The sequence below is a fragment of the Cereibacter johrii genome (assembly GCF_001720585.1).
Classification (GTDB): Bacteria; Pseudomonadota; Alphaproteobacteria; order Rhodobacterales; family Rhodobacteraceae; genus Cereibacter_A; species Cereibacter_A johrii.
In genome coordinates this window covers 1-9,070 of the sequence record NZ_MABH01000177.1, presented here as the reverse complement: position 1 = coordinate 9,070, position 9,070 = coordinate 1, and the positions used below count along the sequence as shown (strand labels likewise).

The window sequence follows — 9,070 nt, the reverse complement described above, 5'->3', positions numbered from 1 at the left end:
TCGGGCGCGGGCGTTGCCGGAGCCGCTTCGGGAGCGGTCGCGTCAGGAGCGGGCGCGGTGGCATCGGGCGCAGGCTCGGTGGCCGGCGGCGGAGCGGTCGCCTCGGGCTCGGTCGTGGTCGTCGCGGCAGGCGGCGTGGTCATGGTCGCGTCGTCAGTGGCACTCATGCCGCCGAAGAGGAACCACAGCACCAGAAGCAGCACGATGACCGCGCCGACGACATACCACATGGTGCGCGAAGCCGAGCCTTCCACCGGCTTCTCGGCCGTGGTGCGGTTGTTCGGGGTCGGGTCGCGACGGTAGTCAGACATGAGATCCTCCTCCTGTTTCCGTGGAACAGTGCATTTCCTTGGGATCAAAACAGGACTCGCCGGGCGAGGTTCCCTGACCGGGAACGGACGCGCGGCAGGAGAGCGGAAGCCCGCCAACCGGCTGGAAACCTGTCGCGCGGAAGCCCGCGACGAAAGGCGCCCTCGCCCTGCGCACGGGGCACGGCGCAGGCGGCGCCCGGGTCTCTCTCCCAGACAACCGAAAGTCCGCGCCGGTCATCCGGTCCCGGCCGTTACGCGGGGGATCCCGCGAAGATCAGTTGTCGTTGATGTCGCGGTCCCAGATCTTCACCGACCCTGACGGCAGGCCGAACATCCGGCGCAGCGCGAGCCAGACCGCGAGCGACATGAGGGCGAACAGCACGAGCAGCAGCGGCAGCCCCGCCTCGAGCCCGATCCAGATCAGAAGGCCGGTGGCCACTGCGCCCACGGCGAAGCCCAGGAAGACGAAGCCCGGCACGAGGATCTCGACGATCCCGAGAAGGAGCCCCGCCACCACCCAGATCCACCAGACCGACCAGATCATGCCCGCCCCTTCAGCATCCTGAAGGCATCGGCAAAGGCATCCATCGCCGAGGCGGGCACCACGATGAGCTGCTTGGCCTCGCCCTGCCCGACGGCGGTCAGCGCCTCGACCTGTTTCAGCGCCACCTGATATTGCGCGGCCTCGATCCCGTTCTCGCGGATCGCCTCGGCAATGACGCCGGTGGCATAGGCCTCGGCATCGGCGAGCACACGGCGCGCCTTCGCCTCCTGCTCGGCGGCATAGAGCTCGGCATCGGCATTCAGCTCGACCGCGCGCTTGCGGCCCTCGGCTTCGGTCACCAGGGCCCGCCGCGCCCGCTCGGCATTGAGCTGCTGAAGCATGGCCGCACGGGTCGCATCGTCGAGATTGACATCGAGCACCTCGGCGCGCGTCACCTCGATGCCCCAGTCATCCACCATGGCCGCAACCTGCTCGCGCACCTTCTGGATCAGGTCGGCGCGATTCGACTGCACCTGATCGAGCTCGAGCTTGCCGATCTCGCTACGCACGATCCCGGCCACCGTGGTGGCGATGGCCGCGTCGACGTCGCGGATCCGGTAGACGGTCTTCTCGGGCTCGGTGATGCGATAGAAGACCGAGGTCTCGACCTTCACCAGCACGTTGTCGGCCGTGATCGCATCCTGCATCGCATTGGGCAGCTGCCGCTCGAGCACCGAGATCTTGTGGGCTATCACGTCGAGGAAGGGCACCACGAAGTTGATCCCCGGCCCCAGCACCGCCCGCAGCCGGCCGAACCGCTCGACCACATGTTTCTGCGACTGCGGCACGATTCGCACGCCGAGGAAGACGCAGAGGATGAGGAAGGCGGCGAGCGCCAGTAGGACGGCATTGCCGCCGATGAAATCCGCCGGATCCATGCTGCCTCCTGACTGGTCTTCCGGCCCTTGATGCCGCGAAGGACACCGCCGCGCAAGGAGGGCGCGCAAGGGGGCGCACCTGTGTGCGGGACGACGGACGATCTACCGCAGCCCGCGGCCGCGATGTATGATCCTCCCATGCCCGCCCTCTGCCGCGACTGCCTCACGCCCTTCGACGGCGGTACCCGCTGCCCCTCCTGCCGCTCGCCCCGCGTGACGGCCCATCCCGAGCTGTTCTCGCTCTCCATCGCGCATATGGACTGCGACGCCTTCTATGCGAGCGTCGAGAAGCGCGACGACCCCTCGCTCCGGGACAAGCCGCTGATCGTGGGGGGCGGCACCCGCGGCGTCGTCTCGACCTGCTGCTACATCGCGCGGATCTCGGGCGTGCGCTCGGCCATGCCGATGTTTCAGGCGCTGAAGCTCTGCCCCGAGGCCACCGTGGTGAAGCCGCGGATCGACGTCTATGCCGGGGTCTCGCGCCAGATCCGCGCGATGATGGAGGACCTTACCCCGGCCATCGAGCCCCTGTCGCTCGACGAGGCCTTCCTCGATCTCTCGGGCACCGAGCGGCTGCATGGCGCGCCGCCCGCGGTGCTCCTCGCGCGGCTTTTGCGGCGGATGGAGGAGGAGCTCGGCATCACAGGCTCGGTCGGGCTCTCGCACAACAAGTTCCTGGCCAAGATCGCCTCTGACCTCGACAAGCCGCGCGGCTTCTCGGTGATCGGCCGCGCCGAGACGGATGCCTTCCTGCGGAAGAAGCCCGTCCGCATCATCTGGGGCGTGGGCACCGCCACCCAGAGCGCGCTGGAGCGCGCGGGCATCCGCACGATCGAGGATCTGCTGCGCTGGGAGAAGGCCGATCTCGTGGCCCGGTTCGGCCAGACCGGCGAGCGGCTGTGGCATCTGGCGCGGGGCGAGGACCGCCGCCGCGTCTCGGCCGACCATGCGCTGAAATCGGTCTCGAAGGAGACGACCTTCCACGAGGACACGGCCGACCCCGAGATCCTCGACGGCCATCTCTGGCGGCTGGCCGAGCAGGTCTCGGACAGGGCCAAGGCGCGCGGCCTCTCGGGGCGGACCGTGACGCTGAAGCTGAAACGGACGGACTTCGCCCTCGTCACCCGCCGCCATGCCCTCGCCGGGCCCACGCAATCGGCGGACCGGATCTACCGCGAGGCGCGCGCCCTATTCGAGGGCGCGCGCACTGCCGGGCCGTTCCGGCTGATCGGCGTCGGCATCTCGGATCTGGCCGGGGCCGCCGAGGCGGACCTGACCGGCGACCTTCTCGACCCGAATGCGGGGCGGCGCATCGCCGCCGAACGCGCGACCGACGCGATCCGCGCCCGCTTCGGCCGCGACGCGATCATCAAGGGCCGGTCCCTGCGCTGAGGCTCACTCGGCCGCGAGCGGCAGGGCCGGGCGGCCGATGCCCGCGATCTCGGTCACGACCGAGGCCATGAGGGCGGCGAAGGCCGGAAACCCCGCGCTGCGCTCGATCCTCGCCTCGTCCATGTAGAGCGAGCGGTCCACCTCGACCTGCACCACATGCTGATTGCGCGAGGGGCGCCCGTAGGCCTGCGCGATATAGGCGCCTGCGAAGGGCGCGTTGCGCACGACCCGGAGACCCGCCGAGACGAAGGCCGCCTCGATCCGGTCGACCACGCTGCGCGAGGCGGCCGCGCCGAACCGGTCGCCGAGCACCACCTCGGGCGTGGGCTGGCCCGGGCGGGCGTGCGTTTCGATCGCCTCGTGCGGCATCGAATGGCAATCGACCAGCACCGCCTCATCGAAGAGCGCCTGGCTCTCGTCGATCAGCGTCCGCAGCGCCTGATGATAGGGGGTCCAGTAGCGGGCGATGCGCGCCTCGGCCTCGGCCAGCGGCATCTTGCCCCGGTAGATCGGCCGCCCGTTCGCCACCACGCGGGGAATCACCCCGAGCCCCGAGCTCACGCGCGGATTGTGCGGCGCCCGCGAGATGCCCTCGATCAGCGCGGGATCCATCTCGTCGGCCGAGCGGTTCATGTCGACATAGGCGCGCGGCACCCGGGCCATCAACAGCGGCGCACCCAGCCGCGGCGCGCAGGAGAAGAGCTCGTCCACGAACGCATCTTCCGACGAGCGCAGCATCCGTTCGTCGAGAATCGTGCGCCCGACCAGCGAAGCCGGATAATCCCGCCCGCTGTGCGGCGAGGAAAAGATCACGGAGGTGTCGCGCCGCTCCGGGCGGATCAGCGAATAGGCGTCCGGCGTCATCTGGCTTCCTTCACCGCCCGATAGTGCTTCATTTTCTAGCTCTCCAAAACCCCTTGAACACCCCGCCGACTCTATTTATAGAGCAGCCCACCGACGGGGCGCCGCCCGGTCGACCGCCTCGCGCGGAACAGGTGTGGCGCGCATGTCAGAGTGGGCGGTTAGCTCAGCGGTAGAGCACTACGTTGACATCGTAGTGGTCACTGGTTCGATCCCAGTACCGCCCACCATTTCACCGCCCCCGGTTCGGGGGCATCGTTTTTTCAAGGCGCACGCGCGCCGCGAAAGGGAGAAGAGAGATGAAGGTTGCGAACTCGCTCCGCTCGCTCAAGCTGCGCCACCGCGACTGCCAGGTCGTGCGCCGCAAGGGCCGCGTCTATGTGATCAACAAGACGCAGAAGCGTTACAAGGCCCGCCAGGGCTGATCGCTTCGGACTTCGAGGGACAGAAAGGCCGCCCGGGACCTCCCGTGGCGGCCTTTTACTGTCTGGCGGCCCGCGGTTGCCAGCGGCGCCGGACCGCCCTACCATCCCGGGACCGACAGAGGAGGTCCCGATGCCCCTTCCCCTCGCTCCGCTCGCGGCCCTCGCCCTGCGCACCGGCGCGGTTGCCGGCGCGGTCTGGCTCGTCCGACGCGCGCTCGTGCCCGGCCGCACCGATCAGCGCGCCGAGGATGCGCTCGACGATCTGGGCGAGGGCCTGTCGCTGCACCGCCCGGCCGACCGCGCCCTCGAGGGCGCGCGCCAGACCAACGCCGCCGGCCGCTTCCGGCGCACCCTGACCTGGGCGGGCGGGGGCATCGAGATCGATGCGGCCTGGCTCGCCCGGCTTCGCATTCGGAGAACCTGAGCCCATGCGCCTTTACGCTTCCGCGACCTCGCCCTTCGTGCGCAAGGTCGATGTCGTCCTGCACGAGACCGGCCTGTTCGGAAAGGTCGAGCGGATCCTCTCGGGCGGCACGCCCGTCGATCCCGGCAATCTGCCGCTCGCGCTCAATCCGCTGGGCAAGATCCCGGTGCTCGCGCGCGACGACGGCCCCGCGCTCTACGACAGCCGGGTCATCTGCCGCTATCTCGACAGCGTGGCGAATGCCGGCCTCTATCCGGCGGCGCCCCGGCTCTGGGATGCGCTGACCTTGGAAGCGACGGCGGACGGCATCCTCGAGGCGGCCGTGCTGATGGTCTACGAATCCCGCATCCGCCCCGAGGAAAAGCGGCACGAACCCTGGGTCGAGGGCCAGTGGAGCAAGATCGCCCGCGCGCTCGAGGCGGTCGAGGCCCGCTGGATGAGCCAGCTGAAGGGGCCGCTCGACATCGGCCAGATCGCCATGGGCTGCGCGCTCGACTATCTCGACTTCCGCCATGGCCCGCGCGACTGGCGCGCCGCGCGCCCGCTCCTCGCCCAGTGGGCCGGAAGTTTCAGCCAGCGCCCCTCGATGCTGGCCACCGTTCCCGTCGCCTGACCGCCCGCCTCCTCGACGCCCGAGGGCCTGTCATTCACGAAGCGCGAATGACAGGCCCTTTCTCCGCGGGGGTGGGTCGGCCGCCTTCGGAAGCCCCGGACACGCAATCGTGACCGGAGCAGGCGAGGCCCTGCCGGTCTCTCGCGCATCGCGCCCACAAGGAGCCTCTCGGCAAGCGCGGAGATGCGCGTCCGGCACGAGGCTCACCGGCCCCCGCGCCTGGCGCTGTCCTAAACCCCTCCGCTGTCTGCGCCCTGACCGGCCGCACCGCCCCGGACCGCTGCGGAAGAGGCAGCGCACCTGCGGTCCTGTCCCCGCCCCGGAGCTGCCGATTCCCGCGGCATCGGAGGGGGTCGAAAGGGTGGCAAAAGGGCAGCAAGGGCCTGTGCCAATTGCCTGCTGCGCCTGTTTGTCCGCTGGACGCAACGCCGCATGGCAATTAGAAGGCGACAGGCAAGGCTGCGTTTGACCGCGGCCCGGTCATCTTGTGGGCCTGCAGCGGCCCGAGGAAGGGAGAAGTTCTCGTGTCCAACGCAGAAGATCACGCAGGCACTCGCAGGGATTTCCTGTATTACGCCACGGCCGGAGCCGGGGCGGTGGCCACCGGGGCCGCCGTCTGGCCGCTGATCAACCAAATGAACCCGTCGGCAGACGTGCAGGCCCTCGCCTCCATCTTCGTCGATGTGAGCTCGGTCGAGCCGGGTGTCCAGCTGACCGTCAAGTTCCTCGGCAAACCGATCTTCATCCGCCGCCGCACCGAGGCCGACATCGAGCTCGGCCGCTCCGTCCAGCTCGGACAGCTGGTCGACACCAATGCCCGCAACGCGAACATCGACTCCGGCGCCGAGGCGACGGACCAGAACCGCACGCTGGACGAGGCCGGAGAGTGGCTGGGGATGTGGGGCGTCTGCACCCACCTCGGCTGCGTGCCGATCGGCGGCGTGTCGGGTGACTTCGGGGGCTGGTTCTGCCCCTGCCACGGATCGCACTACGACAGTGCCGGCCGTATCCGGAAGGGCCCCGCGCCCGAGAACCTGCCGATTCCGCTCGCCAAGTTCATCGACGAAACCACCATCCAGCTCGGGTAAGGAACACGCCATGTCCGGAATCCCTCACGACCATTACGAGCCGCGGACGGGCATCGAGAAGTGGCTGCACAGCCGGCTGCCGATTGTCGCGCTGGCTTATGACACCATCATGATCCCCACCCCCAGAAACCTGAACTGGATGTGGATCTGGGGCGTCGTCCTCGCCTTCTGTCTCGTGCTGCAGATCGTCACCGGCATCGTGCTTGCGATGCATTACACGCCGCATGTCGACCTGGCCTTCGCCTCGGTCGAGCACATCATGCGCAACGTGAACGGCGGCTTCATGCTGCGCTACCTGCATGCGAACGGCGCCTCGCTGTTCTTCATCGCGGTCTATCTGCACATCTTCCGCGGCCTCTACTACGGCAGCTACAAGGCGCCGCGCGAGGTCACCTGGATCGTGGGGATGCTGATCTATCTCGCGATGATGGCGACCGCCTTCATGGGCTATGTGCTGCCGTGGGGCCAGATGTCCTTCTGGGGCGCCACCGTGATCACCGGCCTCTTCGGCGCGATCCCGGGCATCGGCCATTCGATCCAGACCTGGCTGCTCGGCGGCCCGGCGGTGGACAATGCCACGCTCAACCGCTTCTTCTCGCTGCACTATCTGCTGCCCTTCGTGATCGCGGCCCTCGTGGCCATCCACATCTGGGCCTTCCACTCGACGGGCAACAACAACCCGACCGGCGTCGAAGTGCGTCGCACCTCGAAGGCGGAAGCCCAGAAGGACACGGTTCCGTTCTGGCCCTACTTCATCATCAAGGACGTCTTCGCCCTGGCCGTCGTCCTGCTGGTGTTCTTCGCCATCGTGGGCTTCATGCCGAACTACCTCGGCCACCCCGACAACTACATCGAGGCGAACCCGCTCTCGACGCCCGCGCACATCGTGCCGGAATGGTACTTCCTGCCCTTCTACGCGATCCTGCGCGCCTTCACCGCCGACGTCTGGGTGGTGCAGATCGTCCAGTTCCTGACCTTCGGCATCGTTGACGCCAAGTTCTTCGGCGTGCTCGCGATGTTCGGCGCGATCCTCGTGATGGCGCTGGTGCCGTGGCTCGACACCTCGCCGGTGCGTTCGGGCCGCTACCGCCCGATGTTCAAGATCTACTTCTGGCTGCTCGCGGCGGATTTCCTGATCCTCACCTGGGTCGGGGCGCAGCAGACCACCTTCCCCTACGACTGGATCTCGCTGCTCGCATCGACCTACTGGTTCGCCTACTTCCTGGTGATCCTGCCGATCCTCGGCGCGATCGAGAAGCCGGTGGCTCCGCCCGCGACCATCGAGGAAGACTTCAACGCCCACTACTCGCCGACGACCGGCGGCACGAAAACGGTCGTGGCAGAGTAAGGGAAAGGACAGTGACGATGATCCGCAAACTCACTCTCACAGCCGCCACGGCGCTGGCCCTCTCGGGCGGCGCGGCGATGGCGGCCGGCGGCGGCCATGTCGAGGACGTGCCCTTCTCGTTCGAGGGCCCGTTCGGAACCTTCGACCAGCACCAGCTCCAGCGGGGCCTGCAGGTCTACACCGAGGTCTGCTCGGCCTGCCACGGGATGAAGTTCGTCCCGATCCGCAGCCTGTCGGAACCCGGCGGCCCCGAGCTGCCCGAGGACCAGGTCCGGGCCTATGCCGCGCAGTTCACCGTGACCGACGAGGAAACGGGCGAGGATCGCGAGGGCAAGCCCACCGACCACTTCCCCCATTCGGCGCTGGAGAACGCGCCCGACCTGTCGCTCATGGCGAAGGCACGGGCGGGCTTCCACGGCCCGATGGGCACCGGCATCAGCCAGCTCTTCAACGGCATCGGCGGCCCGGAATACATGTATTCCGTGCTGACCGGCTTCCCCGAAGAGCCGCCGAAATGCGCCGAGGGCAACGAACCGGACGGCTTCTACTACAACCGTGCCTTCCAGAACGGCTCGGTTCCGGACAGCTGCAAGGACGCGAACGGCGTGAAGACCACCGCCGGCTCGTGGATCGCCATGCCGCCTCCGCTCATGGACGATCTGGTGGAATATGCCGACGGCCATGACGCGAGCGTTCATGCGATGGCCGAAGACGTCTCGGCCTTCCTGATGTGGGCGGCCGAGCCGAAGCTCATGGCCCGCAAGCAGGCCGGCTTCACCGCCGTCATGTTCCTCACCGTGCTGTCGGTGCTGCTCTATCTCACGAACAAGCGGCTCTGGGCCGGCGTGAAGGGCAAGAAGAAGACGAACGTCTGATCCCCGGGATCGACAAGGAAAGGCCCCGCTTCGGCGGGGCCTTTTCCGTTCAGGGCCCCAGATAGGCGCGCAGCGCGGGCGGCGGATCGGCGAAAAGCGCCGCGGTCGGCTGCGGCGCCCCGGCACGGCCATCCGCCACGAGGATCGTGCGGTGGGCAAAGCGGCGGGCATCCTCGGGATCGTGCGTGACCATCAGCACCGTGGCCCCGGTCTCGGCCGCGATTTCGGAGACGAGCGCCAGCATCTCGGCCTTGAGAGCGGGCCCGAGCGCGGCGAAGGGCTCGTCGAGCAGCAGGATCGGCCGCGCCCGC

11 protein-coding genes, 1 tRNA gene and 1 pseudogene are annotated in these 9,070 nt (G+C 68.4%); 8 read left to right on the top strand and 5 right to left on the bottom strand.

What is annotated here, in order from left to right:
• The 3 genes from A9O63_RS16560 to A9O63_RS16550 all read right to left on the bottom strand — a co-directional run.
• A partial coding sequence (locus tag A9O63_RS16560) for a hypothetical protein (RefSeq protein WP_069332921.1) occupies window positions 1-311 on the bottom strand: 311 nt, incomplete at its 3' end.
• A gap of 274 nt (window positions 312-585) precedes the next feature.
• Window positions 586-855, bottom strand: coding sequence for an NfeD family protein (locus A9O63_RS16555; protein WP_069332920.1), 270 nt, complete (start codon window positions 853-855; stop codon window positions 586-588).
• A complete protein-coding gene (locus A9O63_RS16550) occupies window positions 852-1,733 on the bottom strand; it encodes an SPFH domain-containing protein (protein WP_069332919.1) in 882 nt (293 codons plus the stop codon). The genes A9O63_RS16555 and A9O63_RS16550 overlap by 4 nt, the downstream gene beginning before the upstream one ends.
• A gap of 138 nt (window positions 1,734-1,871) precedes the next feature.
• Between A9O63_RS16550 and A9O63_RS16545 the strand changes: the two genes are divergently transcribed.
• Entirely contained in the window at window positions 1,872-3,125 is a 1,254-nt protein-coding gene (locus A9O63_RS16545; RefSeq protein WP_069332922.1) for a DNA polymerase IV, read from the top strand.
• A gap of 3 nt (window positions 3,126-3,128) precedes the next feature.
• Here A9O63_RS16545 and A9O63_RS16540 read toward each other — a convergent pair whose 3' ends face one another.
• Window positions 3,129-3,989: an N-formylglutamate amidohydrolase gene (locus A9O63_RS16540; RefSeq protein WP_069332918.1), complete on the bottom strand. Its 861-nt coding sequence runs from the start codon at window positions 3,987-3,989 to the stop codon at window positions 3,129-3,131.
• Between the two features lie 152 nt (window positions 3,990-4,141).
• Between A9O63_RS16540 and A9O63_RS16535 the strand changes: the two genes are divergently transcribed.
• The 7 genes from A9O63_RS16535 to petC all read left to right on the top strand — a co-directional run bounded on the left by A9O63_RS16535 (window position 4,142) and on the right by petC (window position 8,759).
• A tRNA-Val gene (locus A9O63_RS16535) sits at window positions 4,142-4,216 on the top strand.
• Between the two features lie 69 nt (window positions 4,217-4,285).
• The gene (gene ykgO / locus A9O63_RS16530) at window positions 4,286-4,411 is read left to right on the top strand and encodes a type B 50S ribosomal protein L36 (RefSeq protein WP_002722020.1); all 126 of its coding nucleotides are present in this window, start codon (window positions 4,286-4,288) and stop codon (window positions 4,409-4,411) included.
• Window positions 4,412-4,541: 130 nt separating this feature from the next.
• The gene (locus tag A9O63_RS16525) at window positions 4,542-4,835 is read left to right on the top strand and encodes a hypothetical protein (RefSeq protein ID WP_069332917.1); all 294 of its coding nucleotides are present in this window, start codon (window positions 4,542-4,544) and stop codon (window positions 4,833-4,835) included.
• 4 nt (window positions 4,836-4,839) lie between these two features.
• The gene (locus A9O63_RS16520; RefSeq protein ID WP_069332916.1) at window positions 4,840-5,448 is read left to right on the top strand and encodes a glutathione S-transferase; all 609 of its coding nucleotides are present in this window, start codon (window positions 4,840-4,842) and stop codon (window positions 5,446-5,448) included.
• A 524-nt stretch (window positions 5,449-5,972) separates the two neighbouring features.
• Complete coding sequence (gene petA / locus A9O63_RS16515) at window positions 5,973-6,536, top strand: ubiquinol-cytochrome c reductase iron-sulfur subunit (protein ID WP_069332915.1); 564 nt, start codon at window positions 5,973-5,975, stop codon at window positions 6,534-6,536.
• A gap of 10 nt (window positions 6,537-6,546) precedes the next feature.
• Window positions 6,547-7,884 carry a cytochrome b gene (gene petB, locus A9O63_RS16510; protein WP_069332914.1) on the top strand — a complete coding sequence of 446 codons (1,338 nt, stop codon included), beginning with the start codon at window positions 6,547-6,549 and terminating at the stop codon, window positions 7,882-7,884.
• Window positions 7,885-7,901: 17 nt separating this feature from the next.
• Entirely contained in the window at window positions 7,902-8,759 is an 858-nt protein-coding gene (gene petC / locus A9O63_RS16505; protein ID WP_084296004.1) for a cytochrome c1, read from the top strand.
• A 49-nt stretch (window positions 8,760-8,808) separates the two neighbouring features.
• On the opposite strand, the pseudogene A9O63_RS16500 reads toward petC, so the two are convergent.
• Window positions 8,809-9,070, bottom strand: a pseudogene (locus tag A9O63_RS16500) (thiamine ABC transporter ATP-binding protein); the annotation flags it as partial.

Coding starts and splice junctions, on each gene's coding strand:
- petB (WP_069332914.1), top strand. CDS start 6,547: ATGTCCGGAATCCCTCACGACCATTACGAGCCGCGGACGGGCATCGAG.
- A9O63_RS16525 (WP_069332917.1), top strand. CDS start 4,542: ATGCCCCTTCCCCTCGCTCCGCTCGCGGCCCTCGCCCTGCGCACCGGC.
- ykgO (WP_002722020.1), top strand. CDS start 4,286: ATGAAGGTTGCGAACTCGCTCCGCTCGCTCAAGCTGCGCCACCGCGAC.
- A9O63_RS16545 (WP_069332922.1), top strand. CDS start 1,872: ATGCCCGCCCTCTGCCGCGACTGCCTCACGCCCTTCGACGGCGGTACC.
- A9O63_RS16550 (WP_069332919.1), bottom strand. CDS start 1,733: ATGGATCCGGCGGATTTCATCGGCGGCAATGCCGTCCTACTGGCGCTC.
- petC (WP_084296004.1), top strand. CDS start 7,902: ATGATCCGCAAACTCACTCTCACAGCCGCCACGGCGCTGGCCCTCTCG.
- A9O63_RS16520 (WP_069332916.1), top strand. CDS start 4,840: ATGCGCCTTTACGCTTCCGCGACCTCGCCCTTCGTGCGCAAGGTCGAT.
- A9O63_RS16555 (WP_069332920.1), bottom strand. CDS start 855: ATGATCTGGTCGGTCTGGTGGATCTGGGTGGTGGCGGGGCTCCTTCTC.
- A9O63_RS16540 (WP_069332918.1), bottom strand. CDS start 3,989: ATGACGCCGGACGCCTATTCGCTGATCCGCCCGGAGCGGCGCGACACC.